At 31.8% G+C, this 18219-nt stretch carries 20 protein-coding genes; 10 read left to right on the forward strand and 10 right to left on the reverse strand.

Annotated features, from left to right (window positions below; all coding sequences use genetic code 11):
- Window positions 1-21 precede the first annotated feature (21 nt).
- Window positions 22-600: a YdeI/OmpD-associated family protein gene (locus tag V7P59_RS10140; RefSeq protein WP_333810046.1), complete on the forward strand. Its 579-nt coding sequence runs from the start codon at window positions 22-24 to the stop codon at window positions 598-600.
- Between the two features lie 51 nt (window positions 601-651).
- Here the strand turns inward: V7P59_RS10140 and yajC are convergent, their stop codons facing one another.
- The 4 genes from yajC to V7P59_RS10160 all read right to left on the reverse strand — a co-directional run bounded on the left by yajC (window position 652) and on the right by V7P59_RS10160 (window position 3540).
- On the reverse strand, window positions 652-921 hold the full coding sequence (gene yajC, locus V7P59_RS10145) for a preprotein translocase subunit YajC (protein WP_333810047.1): 270 nt from the start codon (window positions 919-921) through the stop codon (window positions 652-654).
- A 20-nt stretch (window positions 922-941) separates the two neighbouring features.
- On the reverse strand, window positions 942-1400 hold the full coding sequence (locus V7P59_RS10150; protein WP_333810048.1) for a DUF1573 domain-containing protein: 459 nt from the start codon (window positions 1398-1400) through the stop codon (window positions 942-944).
- A gap of 11 nt (window positions 1401-1411) precedes the next feature.
- Window positions 1412-2353 (reverse strand): transcription antitermination factor NusB, encoded by a 942-nt coding sequence (gene nusB, locus V7P59_RS10155; protein ID WP_333810049.1) that lies wholly within the window; start codon window positions 2351-2353, stop codon window positions 1412-1414.
- Window positions 2354-2436: 83 nt separating this feature from the next.
- Window positions 2437-3540, reverse strand: a complete 1104-nt coding sequence (locus tag V7P59_RS10160; RefSeq protein ID WP_333810050.1) for a Glu/Leu/Phe/Val dehydrogenase dimerization domain-containing protein — start codon at window positions 3538-3540, stop codon at window positions 2437-2439.
- Between the two features lie 193 nt (window positions 3541-3733).
- Here V7P59_RS10160 and V7P59_RS10165 point away from each other — a divergent pair, with 193 nt between their 5' ends.
- Both V7P59_RS10165 and V7P59_RS10170 read left to right on the forward strand, forming a co-directional pair.
- Entirely contained in the window at window positions 3734-5500 is a 1767-nt protein-coding gene (locus V7P59_RS10165; RefSeq protein WP_333810051.1) for an ABC transporter ATP-binding protein, read from the forward strand.
- A 70-nt stretch (window positions 5501-5570) separates the two neighbouring features.
- The gene (locus tag V7P59_RS10170) at window positions 5571-5945 is read left to right on the forward strand and encodes a PUR family DNA/RNA-binding protein (RefSeq protein WP_333810052.1); all 375 of its coding nucleotides are present in this window, start codon (window positions 5571-5573) and stop codon (window positions 5943-5945) included.
- A gap of 50 nt (window positions 5946-5995) precedes the next feature.
- Here V7P59_RS10170 and V7P59_RS10175 read toward each other — a convergent pair whose 3' ends face one another.
- From V7P59_RS10175 to trxA, 4 genes are all read right to left on the reverse strand, one after another.
- A complete protein-coding gene (locus V7P59_RS10175; RefSeq protein WP_333810053.1) occupies window positions 5996-6328 on the reverse strand; it encodes a tRNA-binding protein in 333 nt (110 codons plus the stop codon).
- A gap of 67 nt (window positions 6329-6395) precedes the next feature.
- Window positions 6396-6608, reverse strand: coding sequence for a YgaP family membrane protein (locus V7P59_RS10180; RefSeq protein ID WP_333810054.1), 213 nt, complete (start codon window positions 6606-6608; stop codon window positions 6396-6398).
- Between the two features lie 17 nt (window positions 6609-6625).
- Window positions 6626-7015, reverse strand: a complete 390-nt coding sequence (locus V7P59_RS10185; protein WP_333810055.1) for a rhodanese-like domain-containing protein — start codon at window positions 7013-7015, stop codon at window positions 6626-6628.
- Window positions 7016-7060: 45 nt separating this feature from the next.
- Window positions 7061-7363: a thioredoxin gene (trxA, locus tag V7P59_RS10190; RefSeq protein ID WP_333810056.1), complete on the reverse strand. Its 303-nt coding sequence runs from the start codon at window positions 7361-7363 to the stop codon at window positions 7061-7063.
- Between the two features lie 143 nt (window positions 7364-7506).
- On the opposite strand from trxA, the gene hemN reads away from it, so the two are divergent.
- Window positions 7507-8871, forward strand: a complete 1365-nt coding sequence (gene hemN, locus V7P59_RS10195) for an oxygen-independent coproporphyrinogen III oxidase (RefSeq protein WP_333810057.1) — start codon at window positions 7507-7509, stop codon at window positions 8869-8871.
- A 169-nt stretch (window positions 8872-9040) separates the two neighbouring features.
- On the opposite strand, the gene V7P59_RS10200 is transcribed toward hemN, so the two are convergent.
- Entirely contained in the window at window positions 9041-10834 is a 1794-nt protein-coding gene (locus tag V7P59_RS10200) for a hypothetical protein (RefSeq protein ID WP_333810058.1), read from the reverse strand.
- Window positions 10835-11024: 190 nt separating this feature from the next.
- Here V7P59_RS10200 and V7P59_RS10205 point away from each other — a divergent pair, with 190 nt between their 5' ends.
- The 6 genes from V7P59_RS10205 (at window position 11025) to V7P59_RS10230 (ending at window position 17172) form a co-directional block, all read left to right on the forward strand.
- Window positions 11025-12371 carry a DEAD/DEAH box helicase gene (locus V7P59_RS10205; protein WP_333810059.1) on the forward strand — a complete coding sequence of 449 codons (1347 nt, stop codon included), beginning with the start codon at window positions 11025-11027 and terminating at the stop codon, window positions 12369-12371.
- A 74-nt stretch (window positions 12372-12445) separates the two neighbouring features.
- On the forward strand, window positions 12446-12874 hold the full coding sequence (locus tag V7P59_RS10210) for a hypothetical protein (protein ID WP_333810060.1): 429 nt from the start codon (window positions 12446-12448) through the stop codon (window positions 12872-12874).
- 98 nt (window positions 12875-12972) lie between these two features.
- A complete protein-coding gene (locus V7P59_RS10215; RefSeq protein ID WP_333810061.1) occupies window positions 12973-14898 on the forward strand; it encodes a BatA and WFA domain-containing protein in 1926 nt (641 codons plus the stop codon).
- Window positions 14895-16154, forward strand: coding sequence for a dihydroorotase (locus V7P59_RS10220; protein ID WP_333810062.1), 1260 nt, complete (start codon window positions 14895-14897; stop codon window positions 16152-16154). The genes V7P59_RS10215 and V7P59_RS10220 overlap by 4 nt, the downstream gene beginning before the upstream one ends.
- Before the next feature lie 10 nt (window positions 16155-16164).
- Window positions 16165-16485 carry a DUF4870 domain-containing protein gene (locus V7P59_RS10225; protein WP_333810063.1) on the forward strand — a complete coding sequence of 107 codons (321 nt, stop codon included), beginning with the start codon at window positions 16165-16167 and terminating at the stop codon, window positions 16483-16485.
- A 48-nt stretch (window positions 16486-16533) separates the two neighbouring features.
- Window positions 16534-17172 carry an alpha/beta hydrolase gene (locus V7P59_RS10230; RefSeq protein WP_333810064.1) on the forward strand — a complete coding sequence of 213 codons (639 nt, stop codon included), beginning with the start codon at window positions 16534-16536 and terminating at the stop codon, window positions 17170-17172.
- A gap of 404 nt (window positions 17173-17576) precedes the next feature.
- Here V7P59_RS10230 and V7P59_RS10235 read toward each other — a convergent pair whose 3' ends face one another.
- Window positions 17577-18146, reverse strand: a complete 570-nt coding sequence (locus V7P59_RS10235; RefSeq protein WP_333810065.1) for a fasciclin domain-containing protein — start codon at window positions 18144-18146, stop codon at window positions 17577-17579.
- Window positions 18147-18219 lie beyond the last annotated feature (73 nt).

Genomic DNA, 18219 nt, shown 5'->3' on the forward strand with positions numbered 1-18219 from the left:
AAAACATTAATATATATAATTTTGGAAACAGAAAACAAATGGAATAAAACCAACCAATGGGATAACGAAATAGAACAATTGCACGCTATAATTCGTAAAACACCCTTAGTTGAAACTACTAAGTGGGGCGGACCCGTGTATACCTATAAAAATAAAAATGTAGTAGGAATTGGTGGTTTTAAATCCTATTTTGGAATTTGGTTTTACAATGGTGTTTTTTTGAAAGATGAAAAAAAATTGCTTATCAATGCTAATGAAGAAAACACCAAATCTTTACGTCAAATGCGATTTAATTCAGCTAACGAAATCGATGAAAAACTGATTTTAAACTATATAAAAGAAGCCATTGAGATTGAAGAAAAAGGACTGTCAATTCCAAAAGAAAAAAAAGAAACTATTATCCCTGAGTTATTGCAAAAAGAATTGGATAATAATTCAGAACTTTTTACCAAATTCAATAAATTTTCTCCATACAAACAAAGAGAGTTTATAGAACACATAATTACTGCCAAACAAGAAAAAACGCAAATAGCTCGCTTAGAAAAAATCATTCCAATGATTTTAGAAGAACGGGGATTAAACGATAAATATAGAGCATAAAAAAAGCCGAATTTCTAAATTGAAATTCGGCTTTTTATTTTATAAAAAATCTTATTTTGCTGCTAATTTAGCACTCATTTCCATTGAAATAGCAGATTTTTCCATTTTGATTTTACCTGCCATAGTTTCCACTACAACTGTATCATCATTCATTTCTGCAATTTTACCGTGAATTCCAGCTTTGGTGATAATTCTATCCCCCACTTTTAATCCGGTTTCAAATGCTTTTTCTTTTTTGGCTCTTTGCTGTTGCGGTCTTATTAATAAAAAATAAAACACTGCAATCATTAATACGATTTGTATCGCTAAACTTGGATTCATATTTATTTATTATTTAGCTACTATTTAGCAGCTGGTGTTACATTTGCTTTAATTTTGAACGTTTCATGACCATTAGCCGTATTAGTGGTTAAAGTCACTGTTTTTTCTTGTTCTCCTGGTTTATTTTTAGAATCAAAAGACACTTTTATAGGAGCAGAATCACCTGGTTTAATTGGATCTTTTGGCGGTTGAGGAACCGTACAACCACAACTTCCTTTGGCATCAGCAATAATTAAATCTGATTCACCTGTATTTTTTACTATAAATTCAGTTTCTACTACATCTCCTTCTTTGATAGTACCAAAATCATGAATTTCTTTGTCTAATTCAACTATGGGTAATTTACCAATTAATGCTTTTTCAGCCTCAATGGTTTTCATATCAGCATCTGTAATTTTATCTGCTGCACTTCCTTGTTTACAAGCCGTTGATAATACAGCTAATGAAAGAACGAATAAACTAACTGATTTTCTTATCATATTTTTAAAATTTATAATAAACCTCTACCTGATTTTTTTAATTTTCCGTCTTGAGTAAATTCTTTTACCAAGTTATCTAAAATTCCGTTGATAAAAATACTACTTTTTGGTGTAGAATATTCTTTTGCTATTTCTAAATATTCGTTAATTGTTACTTTCGTAGGAATTGAAGGGAATTTCAACAACTCACAAATTGCCATTTTTAAGATAATCGTATCGATTTCAGCAATACGTTCTACATCCCAATTAGGCGTTTTATCAATATATTCTTTAGATAATTCTACTTCATTTAAAACCGTTTTTCTAAACAAGTCTTTTACAAAATCTTTATCATCTTCGTCTTTATAGACTTTTGGAATTACTAAAGTATCTTGCGCCCCTTTTAATTGTTTGATTTGTTTTACAATTAAAGTATTTATTGCTGGTAAATCGTCTAACCAAGTTAATTTATAATCTTCTAAATAATCATATAAACGATCGCTTGGTGCAATTACTTGGGTATATAAATCAACAATAAAATTTTTGTCATCTTCAAAACTGCCAACAGGCTTTTGCATATAATTTTGATACAACTCACTTTCTTTAATCGAATCAATCAAACCTAAAATAATATCATCATTTAATTTCCAGTTGTTGATATTATTATCATCTAAAGCAGTTTCCAATGCTTCCGATTCTGATAATAAAACCAAAACTTTATTGTTGATGAATTTTAAATTAGGATTACGCTCTTCTTTAGTAGCTAAATGTTTTTTAGAAGCCAAATCAATGTATTCTTCTTCTTTCCTTTTAATTTCTATAAGGGCAGAAAGTAATAAAAGATACAAATTTTGGGTATTTTCGATACTTTGAAAAAGGAATTTTTCTTCTTTATCCAAATTATCAGATTGATGTTGGTGCATGGCATAAATACTCTGCATCACTTTTACTCGGATATGTCTTCTGTTTAACATACTAATTAAGAACTTTATAAAATTAAGAGAGCGAAAGAGTTGCCTCTTTCGCTCTGCAAAAATACAATTTTATTTAAAACGAATTACTTCTTTAATTCATTTTTTGCATCATCAATACGTTTTTGCGCCATTGAGAAAGCCGCTTGATGCGTAGTGATGTTGTTATCATCTGCAAATTTGAAAATCTCTAATGCTGTGTTATAGATGTTTTCAGTTTTTTCCATCACCTGAGCATTCGTCCATTTTACTAATTCAGAATACACATTGATAACACCACCAGCATTGATTAAGAAATCAGGAGCATATAAAATACCTTTTTCTTTTAACATTTTTCCGTGAACTGCTTCGTTAGCTAATTGGTTATTTGCTGCTCCAGCAATGATAGAAGCTTTAATATTGTTGATAGTAGCATCATTAATAGTAGCTCCTAAAGCACAAGGTGCGTAAATATCTACATCAGCACTGTATAAATCAGCACCTGTAAAAATTTTAGCTCCATACTTCGCTCCTACTTGATGTACTCTATCTTCGTTGATATCCGTAATCGTAACGATTGCACCGCTTTCAGTTAAGTGTTGCACTAATACTTCACCTACGTGACCAATCCCTTGTACTAAAACACTTTTTCCTTCTAAATTATCAGAACCAAATTTGTATTTAGCAGCTGCTTTCATTCCCATGAAAACTCCGTAAGCTGTTACAGGAGAAGGATTTCCAGAACCACCTCTTTCAACAGAAATACCAGCAACGTGTTTTGTTACTTCATTTACTGTATCCATGTCTTTGGTTTCCATTCCTACGTCTTCAGCAGTAATATATTTTCCTGATAATGAATCTACAAATTGTCCAAAACGACGCATTAATTCAGGTGTTTTTTGAGTTTTTGCATCACCAATGATAACGGCTTTACCTCCACCTAAATTTAATCCTGAAATTGAGTTTTTGAAAGTCATTCCACGAGACAAACGTAAAACGTCGTTTAACGCTTCCCATTCGTTTGTATAATTCCACATTCTAGTTCCTCCTAATGCAGGTCCTAAAACTGTGTTATGAATTCCAATAATTGCTTTTAATCCTGTATCTTTGTCGTGACAAAATACAACTTGTTCATGACCATCAAAAGATACCTGACCAAAAACTGGATCTACTTTATGAAGCTCATTTGCTTTTAATAATTCTGCTGTCATGCGATTTGAGTTGAGTTGAAAATTATTCAATATTTAATTACAATATTACGAATAATTTTAAAATGATTCAAAAAATTATATTTATTTTAATAATTTAGCAATGAAAAGCTAAAAAATACGATAATCGTTCATTATCAATTAGTTGTCTTTTTAATTAATTTGATAAGGAAATGTTATCACACCAAAGAATACTATGAAAGAATTACAATATTTAAACAAATACTTTGTCAAATACAAATATCGTTTCCTACTAGGAATATTTATTACAATTGTAGCCCAAATCTTCTCTTTATTCACTCCAGAGTTAATTGGAAACTCAATTAAAGTAATTGAAGATTATGTTAAAAGTCCTGATGGTGACCTACTTAGCTTCCAAAAATCATTATTTCACAACATTTTACTGATTTTAGGAACCACCATAATCGCTGGATTTTTCACATTCTTGATGCGTCAAACCTTAATTGTAATGTCGCGCCATGTAGAATTTGATTTGAAGAACGAAATTTTCAATCACTATCAAACCTTAACTCAAAGTTTCTACAAACGCAATCGTACAGGAGATTTGATGAATCGTATTAGCGAAGATGTTGGAAAAGTCAGAATGTATGTTGGTCCAGCCGTAATGTATTCGTTGAATACTTTAATGCGTTTTACAATTGTGGTGATTTATATGTACAATATTTCGCCTAAGCTAACTTTGTATTCACTATTACCCTTACCGCTTTTATCATACAGTATTTTCAAAATTAGTTCGATGATTCATAAAAGAAGTGGCGAATTTCAAAAGAATTTATCAACACTTTCTTCTTTTACACAAGAAATTTTTTCGGGAATTCGAGTAATTAAAGCGTATGCTATTGAGGGCAAAAAACAAAAAGAATTCACCGATTTAAGTAATGAAAGTAGAGCAAAAGCAATGGATTTAGCAAAAGTAAACTCCCTTTTTGGTCCGTTGATGATTTTGCTTATTGGATTGAGTAACTTGGTTGTGGTTTACGTTGGAGGTTCTATGTACATCAATAACGACCCCGAAATCGCAAGTATTGGAGTTATTGCCCAATTCATTTTATACATCAACATGTTGACTTGGCCAGTAGCTTCATTGGGTTGGGTTTCTTCATTGGTTCAAGAAGCAGAAGCATCGCAAAAGCGGATCAATGAATTCCTAAAAGAAGAACCTGAAATTAAAAATACAGTTAGTAGTCACACAACAATTGAAGGTGCAATTAAGTTTGACAAAGTTTCTTTTGAATACGAAGACACAAAAATTAAAGCTTTAGATAACATTTCGTTTGAGGTTAAGAAAGGGAAAACTTTAGCTATTTTAGGAAAGACAGGTTCAGGAAAGTCAACACTTTTAACCTTAATTAGTCGTTTGTATGATACTACTTCTGGAACTATTTTTATTGATAATAAAGATATTAAAAACTTGAATTTATTCGATTTACGCGATCAAATTAGCGTGGTGCCACAAGATGCTTTCTTGTTTTCCGATAGCATAAAGAATAACATTAAATTTGGTAATGAAAATGCAACTGATGAAGAAGTAATGGAAGCGGCAAAAAAAGCCGTAGTTCATGATAACATTATGAATTTCAATCAGCAATACGAAACCATTTTAGGCGAACGAGGCATTACATTATCGGGTGGGCAAAAGCAACGTGTTTCAATTGCTCGTGCTTTAATTAAAAATGCACCTGTGCTACTTTTAGATGATTGTTTGAGCGCCGTAGATACCGAAACCGAAGAAACAATTTTGAACAATTTATTAGACTATTGCAAAGACAAAACAACTATAATTGTGAGTCACCGAGTTTCTTCTGCCAAAAATGCAGATTGGATTATTATTTTAGAAGAAGGAAAAATCAAAGAGCAAGGTACTCATTCTCAACTATTAGAGCTTGATGGTTATTATAAAGAGTTATATTTAAAACAACTTTCGGAAAAAGAAATTGACTAAACTTTTGTTTAATCCGATTTTTTTTTAGATTTTTGAGACGCTATAACACTAATTAATTGACAGTAGGATTATGAGAGAAAATGACATGTTAGAAAAAGAGGATATTTTTTCTAAAGTATTGCGCGCAGGAAGAAGAACGTATTTCTTTGATGTAAGAGCTACAAAAGCAGATGATTACTACATTACCATTACTGAAAGTAAAAAGTTTACAGAAGAAGATGGTTCATTTCACTTTAAAAAACACAAAATTTATTTGTACAAAGAAGATTTCGCTGCTTTCAGAGAAATTTTAGATGAAATGACGGATTTTGTATTAGACCAAAAAGGGGAAGAAGTAATTTCAGAAAGACACCAAAAAGATTTCAAAAGAGAAAATTATGCTGACACTTCAGACGAAGTAAAATCAGCTGAAAGTTTTACAAATATTGATTTCGACGATATTTAATTTTCAAAAAGAAAATAAATCCCAAATTCCTTATGAGTTTGGGTTTTTTTTTACCCTATTCGCAACCCATTTTCAACCAAAATATCAGAGGTTAGCAAAACAATATCGTTCTCTTTACCCACAGAACCTAAAACTAAGCATTCGCTCATAAAATCGGCAATTTGTTTTTTAGGAAAATTGACTACAGCAATAATTTGTTTTCCTAGTAACTCTTCTTTTTTATAACGTTTAGTTATTTGTGCCGAAGACTTTTTTATTCCTAATTCAGAACCAAAATCAATTGTTAATTGATACGCAGGTTTATTCGCTTTTGGAAAATCTTGCACTTCTAAGATAGTTCCCACACGCATTTCAACCTTTTCAAAATCATGCCATGTTATCATATACTATAAAATAAAAAAAGTATAATTCACCGAAGTAAACCATACTTAAATAGATTTGTTTTTAAAATTATTTTTTAGTTTTTACTTTACAAGTATTAACTCCAAGAATTGTATATAGTAGACAAAACTGAACCGAAGCCGTAAAAACCATAAGAGCTCCAACACCTAATGCCACCCATTTCATAGTTCCTTCTAACATACCTGAAAGACCTAAAATTAAAGCAATTACTCCAATCATAACACGTAAAAAGCGGTCGCCTGTACCTACATTTCTTTTCATAATTTAAAGTATTAAGTTTATTTTACAGTGGGTTTGTTCTCATTTGTCCAATTGGTAATTCCACCTTCTAAATCGGAAATATTTTTAAATCCTAATTCTTTTAATCGCGTAGCTGCTTTAGAACTTCTTCCTCCTAATTTACAATATACCATAACGGGTTTTTCTTTATCTAAACTTGCTACTTTTGCATCAAAATCATCAGCAGTAATATCAATATTTATAGCATTTTGTAAATGACCCTCGTTAAATTCTTCTGGAGTACGTACATCAATCAATTGCACATCGGGCTGAGCCATTTTTTTCTCATATTTGGCTACATCTAACACTTGAACACCATCTGCTTGATTCTTCAAACAAGAAGTCAATCCGAAAAATAGGATTACCAAACTCAATACTTTTAGTTTCATTATTTCTGTTTTTGTTTGTTTTTCGTTCATAAATATACAAAAAAATTAATTCAAATGATTACTAATTATGGTAGTTAAATCTCTAGCGCTCAACACTCCCGATTGTCGCCATAACATTTTTCCCGTTTTAAATAACATTAAGGTGGGTACTCCTCTCACCATAAAATGATTAGCCAAATCTTGATGCTGATCTACATTTACTTTTATTATTTTAACCGCATCTTTCAAACTTAATTTTACTTCTTGCAATATGGGTGACATCATTTTACATGGCCCACACCAATCAGCATAGAAGTCAACTAAAACCAAATCATTACTATTTATAATATCATTAAATTTTGCATTCATAATCTAACATTTTTTCTATTTCAAAGATACAAAACACCCCATTTTTTATCTGTAATATTTGTTACATAAATCAAATATGACAAATATCATTTTTTATTTTTTTTTAGCGCTATAAGTTTGTACTGTGCTAAAAATCTATTGTTATGTCAGTCTCAATTGTCCAAAAATATAACGTTCCAGGACCACGCTATACGAGTTACCCTACTGTTCCCTACTGGGAAGAAGAAAAATTTCATATAGAAGATTGGAAACGAACCTTATTACAATCTTTTAAAGAATCAAATACTTCAGAAGGTATAAGCTTGTATATTCACCTTCCGTTTTGCGAAAGTTTATGTACGTTTTGTGGCTGTAACAAGCGCATTACAAAACGTCATGAAGTAGAAGATCCTTACATAACTGCAGTGATTAAAGAATGGAAGTTGTATTGCGATTTATTCCCAAGAAAACCTATCATCAAAGAAATTCACTTAGGCGGGGGAACTCCAACGTTTTTTTCTCCCGAAAATTTAGAGCGCCTAATTAATGGTATTTTTCAGTACGCTACAAAAGCTGAGAAATACGAATTTAGTTTTGAAGGACATCCAAATAATACCACTAAACAACACCTTCAAAAATTATATGATTTAGGTTTCAGAAGAGTGAGTTTTGGGGTTCAAGATTACTCACCAAAAGTACAAGAAGCCATTCATAGAATACAACCGTTTCATAATGTGGCGAAAGTTTCATTTTGGGCAAAAGAAATTGGATATACTTCTATAGGTCACGATTTAATCTTCGGATTACCATTTCAAACATTGGCCGATGTTAAAGATACCATTGATAAAACCAAATCATTATTCCCAGACCGTTTGGCTTTTTACAGTTATGCACACGTACCATGGATTAAAGGAAACGGTCAACGTGGTTTTAAAGATGAAGATTTGCCTAAAGACGATGAAAAACGCATGTTGTATGAAGAAGGCAAAAAACAATTGGCAAAAAACGGATATCACGAAATTGGAATGGATCACTTTGCATTAGAAAATGACAGCATGTACAATTCGTTTAAAAAAGGAACCTTACATCGAAATTTTATGGGATATACCGCTTCAAAAACCCAATTGATGATTGGATTAGGTGTTTCATCTATTAGTGATAGTTGGTACAGTTTTGCACAAAACGAAAAAACTATTGAAGATTATTACACCCATTTAGCAGAAGATCAATTGCCAATTTTTAGAGGCCATATTTTAACCCCTGAAGATTTAATTATCAGAAGACATATTTTAAATTTAATGTGTCAATTTACGACTTCTTGGAAAGATGAAGCATTAAATTTCCCCGAATTACCATCGGTATTGGCTAGTTTAGAAGAAATGCAAGACGACGGACTATTAATAATTCAAGATGATACCATTACCGTAACCGAAAAAGGAAAACCTTTTGTTAGAAATATCTGTATGGCTTTTGATTTACGCTTAATCCGAAAAGCTCCAGAAACCAAACTATTCTCAATGACGATTTAAGTTCAACCTGAAAATTGAAAATTGAAACAAAATTTAAAACAAATAAGCCTTATAAGGAAAAATAAATAAATCGTTAAATTGAATCAAGATTATAAAAGATTTTAAAGATTACTCACATTTTTTAAATCTGTGTTCCAAAAACTTGAAACTCGAAACCTCAAACCAAAAACTATTCATATCGAATATATGCTGGTTTGGATAATTGGAAATCGTAAAGTGATAAATTAGTATTTTCAAATGAATTAAACTTATTAATACCATCACCTTCAAAAGGAATAGTAGGATAATACGAGAACGAAATTTGAAAACTATTAAATACCAAAAAGTCATTATTAATTAAAGCACCAATACTAAATTTCGAATATACTTTACTTGAGAACAAAGCTTTTTCATTGGCCAATGAACCAAGTGTCATATTAAAATAAGGACTAAAACGGAAACCATACCAACTCCCCGGAATATACGACTGGGTTTGAAAAGAAAGCGTCCATTTTTGAGTTCCATTTAAACGATTATTAAATCCTGGCAATCCATCTGATTCTAATAAACTCAATCGATCTTTAAACGATTCATCTCTGTTATTACCCCAAACATAAGTGGGTTTCACAAATTGTCTAAAATGCCATTTACCCCATGTCATAAGCGGACTAAAATAATTAAATCCTAGTTTAAAAGTCGTTTGTTCTGTAAAACCAGCATCATAAAAACTTCCCCATTCGGCAAATCCACTTGCATAACCAAATTCACATTTCTTTCCATATGAAACACTTACCCCTGTGTACATTCGAGAATTGCTGTTTTTTTCTTGATGTCCCACAATTAATGCAATATTTTCTCCATATGGAATATCCTCAATAATATTGTAATTGAAAACAAATTTATCTTGATAGAATTTCTGTCTAGAAACACCAATCATTCCAATCCAATTCTTCTCATTAGAAAAATAGAAGGTCGGGTCTAAATACAATTCAGGAGTTTTACTAAAATCCTTTTGATTGTAAGTAATTCCCAAAATTAAATTGGTAAAATGTCGTTCTGGATTACTTTTTCTTGAAATTTTAAAAGCTCTTCCATACCAATATTCTTGAAAATTATAAGCGATTTTCTCAGCTCTTATATTGTCGTCATAAGGAAATTGTTCGGTAAGTAATCGATTTTCAAAATAAAAACCGCCCGCGTTTTTTGCAATTACCGAATAAAAAGGACGATTGATATTAATACTTCTTTTACTGTCATTATTAAAATCATTAGCATAATCTAAATCCAAACGGATATAAGTATTTTTAATGTTATTTATAGAATATTGGGCATATACCGCTCTTTCTTTTGTATCAAAACGATTCTTAATATTTCCACTAATCTGATGTCCAAAACCAAAAATATTTCGCTCTGTTAGTTTAACACTACTTTCACTCGACGATAAACTTCCAGTAGGAATCAACGTCCATGAATCTAAAACACGAATTTTTACATCTATAGAATCTTTACTATTTGGAATATCAACTGGCACAATAGTAACCTCTCGCACGTAGCGTTGACTTCTTATTAAACGTTCCGATTCAAGAAGAAGTTTAGCATCTAACTTATCGTTCTTCTTGAAAAGCATTAAGTTACGAATAGTAATTTCTTTCGTTTTAAGATGAACAGCATTTCCAAAGTTTTCTAACTTCTTCTTTGGCACCTTCTTTTCGTTAGTTACAGAATAACCAAAAGGATCTAAGGTTTCAATAATTATATTTCGAATAATTTTTCCTTCTTGTGTTTTGGTTATCACTTTTTCCTTCTTTTTTGGATCAAAAGGAGTTAAAGAAACGGGTTGCAATGCAGATTCTCTAAAAAGTAGCTTGTAAACAAATCTTGAAAACTTATTTCGTTTTGAAAAATCATTAATGTTTTGATAAATTGAAATACTATCACCTTCTTTTTCAATAGTCTGTGCATTTCCTTTCCAGGAAATCACCAAACAACTAAAAATTAAAAAAAAAGTAAGATACTGCTTCATAAGAATGTAAAACTAAACTTGGGCTAAATTATTGCTTTATTATGGAAAGTACTAATAAAATAAGGTTTCAATACCATTTATTTGCTTACTAAAGTCACAAATACCATTCCAAAAAGTTTATGTACCTTTGTCAACAATTTTATTTACTCATATGAAAACTTTCTTAGAATTCGATTTACCAAAATCACTACAAAAAGCATTAGACGAACTAGGTTTTGTGCACGCTACGCCTATTCAAGAAAAATCGCACTCTGTAATTCTATCAGGAAGAGACGTAATGGGAATTGCACAAACCGGAACAGGTAAAACCTTCGCTTACTTGTTACCAATCCTAAAACAATGGAAATTTCAAAATAACGAATCACCAAGAGTGGTTATTTTAGTTCCAACACGTGAATTAGTAGTTCAAGTAGCAGAAGAAGTTGAAAAACTGACCAAATATATGAGTGTGCGAACGCTTGGCATTTATGGTGGCGTTAATATCAATACACAAAGAAAAGCATTAGCAGAAGGTGTCGATATTTTAGTTGGAACGCCAGGTCGTGTTATGGATTTAGCGCTTGACGGTGTTTTACGTTTCGATTCATTACAAAAATTAGTGATTGATGAGTTCGATGAAATCTTAAACTTAGGTTTCCGTGCGCAATTGACTTCCATTTTAACCATGATGCGTGGCAAAAAACAAAACATCTTATTCTCGGCAACCATGACCGAGGAAGTAGATGAAATGTTAGACGAATACTTCGATTTTCCTGAAGAAGTTTCCTTAGCGCCAAGCGGAACACCATTAGAACAAATCGAGCAAATTGTATATCAAGTTCCAAATTTCTTAACGAAATTAAATCTACTAAAACACTTAATTGGCGAAACGGAAGGAATGGATCGTGTTTTGATTTTCGTGAACAACAAACGTATCGTAGAACTAGTTTCTGAAACCTTAGAAAGCGAATTTCCAGAGCAATTTGGAGTAATTCACTCAAACAAATCACAAAACTATCGTTTGAATACGATGGCAGCATTTCAGGCAGGCGAATTAAGAGGTTTGGTTACTACGGATATCATGGCACGTGGTTTGGATATTTCGGATATTACACACGTTATCAACTTACAATTTACAGAAGAACCTGAAAAATACATGCACCGTATTGGTAGAACGGGTCGTGCTGACAAAACGGGTGTTGCCATAAGTTTGATTTCGCCAAGCGAAGTGGAACCGAAAATTGAGGTAGAATTATTAATGAATACCGAAATTAAAGAACTTCCTATTCCAGAAGATTTAAAAATAGAAGAACGCTATTTAGACTTTGAAAAGGAAAAGAAAAAAATGAAGTTCTTACTAAAAACCCCTAAAAAAGAAGGAGGCGATGCTTTCCATCAAAAGAAAGACAAAAACAAAAAAGTCAACCTTGGCGGTCCAGGAAAACGAACTCCAAGAAAAACAGAATCCAGAAACCGAGCTGTGGAAAGAAAACGCGCGGAGAAGAAAAAGAAGAGATAATATTTTAGTGGTCAGTGTTCAGTTTTGAGTAAGCAGTAAAAAACAAAGTATGGCAATCAATTTTTAAATAAATTATGAATAGGAATATAAAAATTATTATTAATTCTTTATCATTTATAATAATCATATTAGTACTTTTATTGGTATACTTTTATTTACTTGATGCTCGGCATACATTCAGTGTTCTTGGATTTTCATTAGCTTTAATTTATCTAGAAATTAAAAACAAGTTTTGGGCAAACCCTTTATTTATTGATAGTATTGAAATTTGTAAAGAAACTATTAGAATTAAGCATACTAATCCTATGCTGAAGAAAGGTGAAATTTCTTTTGACAGTAATGAAATATCAAACTTCATGAATATCAAGAAAAACATTTTTACAAAAAACAATCGAATTGAATTTGATTACAAAAAAATAAAAACAAAATTTGTTTATTTGAAATCTGAAATACAAGAAATTAAAAAATTAGAAGAAAGTATATCACATAATAAATCCGTGTAAATTTCTTCAATCCGTGTCATCCGCGTTCCAAAAAAATGACTCCAATATCTATAGTAATCTAAATGGAATTTCGTACTTTTGACAAATTCTAATAATAAATGCAGTTCAAACATCCAGAAATTCTCTATTTCCTTTTTCTGTTGGTCATACCAATTTTGGTGCATTTATTTCAATTACGTCGTTTTAAAAAAGAATATTTTACCAACGTAAAGCTGCTTAAAGAACTTCAAATTCAAACCCGAAAAAGTTCTAAAATCAAGAAATGGCTGTTGTTAGCTACTCGCCTATTGCTGTTAGCTTGCTTAATTATCGCTTTTGCCCAACCTTTTTTTGACGCCAAAGACACCACAAACAAAGGAAACGAACTCATTATTTTATTAGACAACTCGTTTTCGATGCAAGCCAAAGGAGCTAAAGGCGAATTACTCAAACGTAGCATTCAAGATTTATTAGAAGAATTACCCGAAAACCAACAATTCTCATTACTTACGAATTCCGAAGTTTTTTGGGACACCGATATCAAATCCATTCAAAAAGAATTACAGAATTTGAAATATTCCGCAATGCCATTTCAATTGGATTATTTGATCAATCAAGTAGAAACCAAAAAGAAAAACACCAAAAAAGATTACGTTATCATTACTGATGCAATTCAATCCGAAAGCAAAAAAGCCTTGGAATTAGCAGAAAATAACGTAGTGTATTTCATCCAACCCGAAGCGCAAAACAAAACCAACATCAGCATTGATAAAGTAGTGATTTCTCAAGTTTTGGATCAATTTTATGAATTGAAAATCACACTTCAAGCTTTTGGAGAAACCGAAAATGAAGTGCCGCTTTCTGTTTTCAGTAACAATAAAGCCATTGCAAAAACCATCGCAAAATTTGAAAATCAAAAGACAGAAATTGCAATCACCATTCCAAAAAACGATTTCCACGGAAATATTAGTATTGAAGATAATAGCTTAAGCTACGATAACGATTACTATTTAAGCATTTCCAAACCTGAAAAAGCAAATGTAATCGCTATCGGAAACTCAGATAAAAACAATTTCTTAAGTCGCATTTTTACTGCTGATGAATTTAATTTTCAAAGCACGGAATTAGCAACTTTAGATTACAATCAAATTGAAAATCAAGATGCAATTGTATTGAATGAATTGGAAGATTTACCAGTGGCTTTAGGAACAACTTTAAAATCGTTTTATGAAAAAGGCGGCAATATTGTTTTGATTCCAAATGCAAAAAACACGCCATCTCTATTAAATGCTTTCGTAAAAAACTTTGGTGGATTGAGCTATTCCCAACTTTCAACTTCAGGAAAACAAATCACAAAAATCAATTTTAATCATCCATTATACCAAACGGTTTTTGAGAAAAAAGTGAGCAATTTTCAATATCCAAATGTGAAAGAAAGCTTCACTTTATCAGGAATTACGAACATTTTACAATACGAAGACAATTCTGTTTTCGTGGGTTCGACTACGAATCGATTGGGAACTTTTTACGCTTTCTCAGCACCCGTAAACAAACAGAATAGTAACTTCCAAAATGCACCATTAATTGTTCCAACCTTTTACAATATGGGACAAAATCAAGGAAAAACAGGAATTAACGCTTATACTATTGGTGAAAACGAAAACCTGATTTTAGAAACTATTTTAGCAAAAGACGAAGTGGTTTCGGTTCAAAAAGAAGGCTACAGTTTCATTCCAATGCAACAAATTTTGAATACAAAATGCAAACTGTCATTTGGCGATTATCCAGAAGAAGCAGGAAATTTTGATGTTATCAAAGCAAACAATTCGCTAAAGAAAATTAGCTTCAACTATCCAAGAACAGAAAGCGATTTAACGCATGTTACAACTGCCAATTTTGAAAATTTCACGAAAGTAAACAACATAGCCACCGTTCTAAACGACATTGCATCCGAACGCACAAGCAACGAAGTTTGGAAATGGTTTATCATCGCAACACTACTATTTTTAATAACAGAACTACTAATCCAAAAATTTGTAAAATGACGCAAGTTATTCTAAAACAAGCCAAAATCATCGACGCTTCAAGTCCGTTTCACAACCAAGTGATGGACATTAAAATTGAAAACGGTACGATAACACAAATAGAAAAAGAAATCACTGCTACTTCAGGTTTTGAAGTTGTAAATATTCCGAATTTACACGTTTCTAAAGGTTGGATGGACAGCTCAGTTTCCTTCGGAGAGCCAGGGTACGAAGACCGCGAAACTATTGAAAACGGATTAAAAGTAGCTGCTAAAAGCGGATTTACTGCGGTAGTCTTACAACCCAATTCAAACCCAACTATCGACAATCAAGCGCAAGTGCGATTTGTATTGGACAGAGCTAAAAATCAAGCAACAACTTTATATCCAATCGGAGCCTTAACCAAAGGAAGCGAAGGCACAGATTTAGCGGAATTATTCGATATGAAAAACGCTGGAGCAATCGCTTTTGGGGATTATAAAAAAGCGTTACAAAATGCCAATCTTCAAAAAATTGCCTTGCAATACGTACAAGATTTCGACGGTATGGTGCTTGCTTTTTGTCAAGACAGCACGTTAAAAGGAGTTGGTATTGCAAATGAAGGCGTAATAAGTACGAAATTAGGTATGAAAGGAATCCCTGCTTTAGCAGAAGAATTGCAAGTGGCACGTAACTTATTTTTATTAGAATACACAGGCGGAAAATTACATATCCCAACCATTTCTACTCAAGGAAGCATCAAATTAATCAAAGAAGCAAAAGCGAAAGGATTACAAGTAACTTGTAGTGTTGCCGTTCACAATTTAGTCTTAAACGACGAAATGTTAATGGGATTTGACACTAGATACAAAGTATTGCCTCCATTGCGTGAAGAAGCTACAAGAAAAGCATTAGTAGAAGCAGTTTTAGATGGAACCATTGATTGCATCACTTCAGACCATAACCCGTTAGATATCGAACACAAAAAATTAGAATTTGATTTGGCTAAAGACGGAACCATCGGATTAGAGAGTGCTTTTGGTGCTTTGTTAACCATTTTACCACTTGAAGTTGTAGTTGAAAAATTAAATGCTAATAAACTAGTTTTCAAATTAGAAAATTCTTCAATAGCAACTAAAAATAAAGCTGATATTTCGCTTTTCACTACTGAAGATAATTGGATATTTGGAAAAGAAAACATCTTGTCAAAATCTAAAAATTCGGCTTTTTTAGGACAAAAAATGAAAGGAAAAGCCATCGGAATTTACAATAACGGACAATTGATTTTAAACTCATAACTTTTACATCATGAACGAAATCGAACAAGGAAAACAAACGGCAATAGTTAGCTATTTGACCATCATTGGAACCATAATAGCGATATTTATGAACAACGAAACGAAGAATCCTTTTGCAAGTTTCCACATTCGTCAGGCATTAGGAATTTTTCTAACTTTCTTTTTATTGGGATACCCTGTAGGTTATTTTGATAGTTGGATGATTACCGCTTCTTTTTGGACTTTTATTTTCATTTTGTGGTTATTTGGTTTTATGAACGCTTTAAATGGAGAACAAAAACCAGTTCCTTTTTTAGGTGAGTTTTATCAAAAACTTTTTAAAAGTTTCTAAACCCTTTTAACCTTTTAAACACTTAAACTTTTAACCTATTTACTAGAAATGAATTTATACTATTTAGTTCAAGAACCAAAAATCAAACACGATAAAAATCCTTTATTGATATTACTTCATGGTTATGGAAGTAACGAAGAAGATTTATTTTCATTCGCCAGTGAATTACCTAAGGACCATTATGTGATTTCAGTTCGTGCGCCTTATGATTTGCAACCTTACGGACACGCTTGGTATGCGATTCATTTTGATGCAGACGAGAATAAATTTTCGGATAACGTACAAGCCAAACAATCGGTAGAACTAATTGCTAGTTTTATTGAGGAAGTAGTAAAACAATATCCAATCGATACAAAAAATGTAACGTTAATTGGTTTCAGTCAGGGTGCCATTTTAAGTTATGCCACTGCCCTAACGTATCCAGAAAAAGTAGCTAAAGTAGTAGCTTTGAGTGGGTATTTAAATCAAGAAATCCTACCAGAAACTATCGACACGAAAGCTATTTCACATTTAAAATTCTTTGTTTCTCATGGTTCGGTTGACCAGGTCATTCCAGTAGAATGGGCAAGAAAAGCTAAACCTGCTTTAGAAAATTTAGGTTTAGAAGTCGAATATCATGAATACCCTGTGGGTCATGGTGTAGCGCCACAAAACTTCTTTGATTTTAAGAATTGGCTAGTAAAATGAAAATATATTGTTATTTTTTTAAACAATTAAGCCTCCAGAACTTGGAGGCTTAATTTATCTATTTCTAAATAGAAATTTAAAAACAATCAATATGATAAGTAATAAAAAAAACATTGAAAATCCAATCAAAGAAAAAATAAATTTCCAGTTTTCTGTTGTCTCTCTAAATGGCAGGCAATAAATAAAAACCATTCCTGAAATTGCATTAGAAATTAACACAAAAATTAAAGAATTATAAAAAAAGAGATTAAAAAAGTTTCTAGAGTTGATATCCTTCATAAATGGAAAACATTTTATTTATAAATCCTAAAACAATTACATACAAAAATAATAAATTAAACTAAAAAAAGCTCTGAATTTTCATTCAGAGCTTTTATCTAACCAATTAAACTAAACTTTAAAGATTATGACTTAGGGGTAACAACGGTATCAATTACGTGAATAACTCCATTTTTTTGGTTTACATCAGCAATAGTCACTTTAGCACTATTCCCATTTTCGTCAGTAAGGTAAAGATCTTTACCTTTCATCCAAGCCGTTAACGTTCCACCGCTAACTGTTTTTAATGTAGCTTTTCCATTTCCTTTCTTTATAGCTGCATCAATGTCTTTAGCATTCATTTTACCAGCAACTACATGATAAGTTAAAATGGTTTGTAACATTTTTAAATTTTCTGGTTTCAATAAAGTATCAACTGTTCCAGCAGGTAATTTCGCAAACGCAGCATTTGTTGGGGCAAAAACGGTGAATGGTCCATCAGACATTAAAACATCTACTAATCCTGCAGCTTTAACAGCAGCTACTAATGTGGTGTGATCTTTCGAATTAACCGCATTTTCAACTATATTCTTACTTGGATACATAGGAGCTCCTCCTACTTCAACTGTTTTCTCTTTTGTTTGAGCAAACGATGTGGTACCTACTAATAATCCGAAAGCTACTAAAGCTGTAGCAAAAAATTTGTTTGTTTTCATATTATTTTTTTTAAGTTTTACATTGACATTTACGCAGAAAGTAAAATCGTGGTTTTAGAAAAAGAAAAAAATA

The organism is Flavobacterium sp., from assembly GCF_036782315.1.
In the GTDB taxonomy this organism is placed as follows: Bacteria; Bacteroidota; Bacteroidia; order Flavobacteriales; family Flavobacteriaceae; genus Flavobacterium.

What these genes read in the sequence shown, in the direction of transcription:
- V7P59_RS10205 (WP_333810059.1), top strand. Translation starts at nt 11,025, where the DNA reads ATGAAAACTTTCTTAGAATTCGATTTACCAAAATCACTACAAAAAGCA.
- V7P59_RS10215 (WP_333810061.1), top strand. Translation starts at nt 12,973, where the DNA reads ATGCAGTTCAAACATCCAGAAATTCTCTATTTCCTTTTTCTGTTGGTC.
- V7P59_RS10180 (WP_333810054.1), bottom strand. Translation starts at nt 6,608, where the DNA reads ATGAAAAGAAATGTAGGTACAGGCGACCGCTTTTTACGTGTTATGATT.
- V7P59_RS10175 (WP_333810053.1), bottom strand. Translation starts at nt 6,328, where the DNA reads ATGATAACATGGCATGATTTTGAAAAGGTTGAAATGCGTGTGGGAACT.
- hemN (WP_333810057.1), top strand. Translation starts at nt 7,507, where the DNA reads ATGTCAGTCTCAATTGTCCAAAAATATAACGTTCCAGGACCACGCTAT.
- yajC (WP_333810047.1), bottom strand. Translation starts at nt 921, where the DNA reads ATGAATCCAAGTTTAGCGATACAAATCGTATTAATGATTGCAGTGTTT.
- V7P59_RS10170 (WP_333810052.1), top strand. Translation starts at nt 5,571, where the DNA reads ATGAGAGAAAATGACATGTTAGAAAAAGAGGATATTTTTTCTAAAGTA.
- V7P59_RS10220 (WP_333810062.1), top strand. Translation starts at nt 14,895, where the DNA reads ATGACGCAAGTTATTCTAAAACAAGCCAAAATCATCGACGCTTCAAGT.
- trxA (WP_333810056.1), bottom strand. Translation starts at nt 7,363, where the DNA reads ATGAATGCAAAATTTAATGATATTATAAATAGTAATGATTTGGTTTTA.
- V7P59_RS10165 (WP_333810051.1), top strand. Translation starts at nt 3,734, where the DNA reads ATGAAAGAATTACAATATTTAAACAAATACTTTGTCAAATACAAATAT.
- V7P59_RS10210 (WP_333810060.1), top strand. Translation starts at nt 12,446, where the DNA reads ATGAATAGGAATATAAAAATTATTATTAATTCTTTATCATTTATAATA.
- V7P59_RS10235 (WP_333810065.1), bottom strand. Translation starts at nt 18,146, where the DNA reads ATGAAAACAAACAAATTTTTTGCTACAGCTTTAGTAGCTTTCGGATTA.
- V7P59_RS10185 (WP_333810055.1), bottom strand. Translation starts at nt 7,015, where the DNA reads ATGAAACTAAAAGTATTGAGTTTGGTAATCCTATTTTTCGGATTGACT.
- V7P59_RS10160 (WP_333810050.1), bottom strand. Translation starts at nt 3,540, where the DNA reads ATGACAGCAGAATTATTAAAAGCAAATGAGCTTCATAAAGTAGATCCA.
- V7P59_RS10230 (WP_333810064.1), top strand. Translation starts at nt 16,534, where the DNA reads ATGAATTTATACTATTTAGTTCAAGAACCAAAAATCAAACACGATAAA.
- V7P59_RS10150 (WP_333810048.1), bottom strand. Translation starts at nt 1,400, where the DNA reads ATGATAAGAAAATCAGTTAGTTTATTCGTTCTTTCATTAGCTGTATTA.
- nusB (WP_333810049.1), bottom strand. Translation starts at nt 2,353, where the DNA reads ATGTTAAACAGAAGACATATCCGAGTAAAAGTGATGCAGAGTATTTAT.
- V7P59_RS10225 (WP_333810063.1), top strand. Translation starts at nt 16,165, where the DNA reads ATGAACGAAATCGAACAAGGAAAACAAACGGCAATAGTTAGCTATTTG.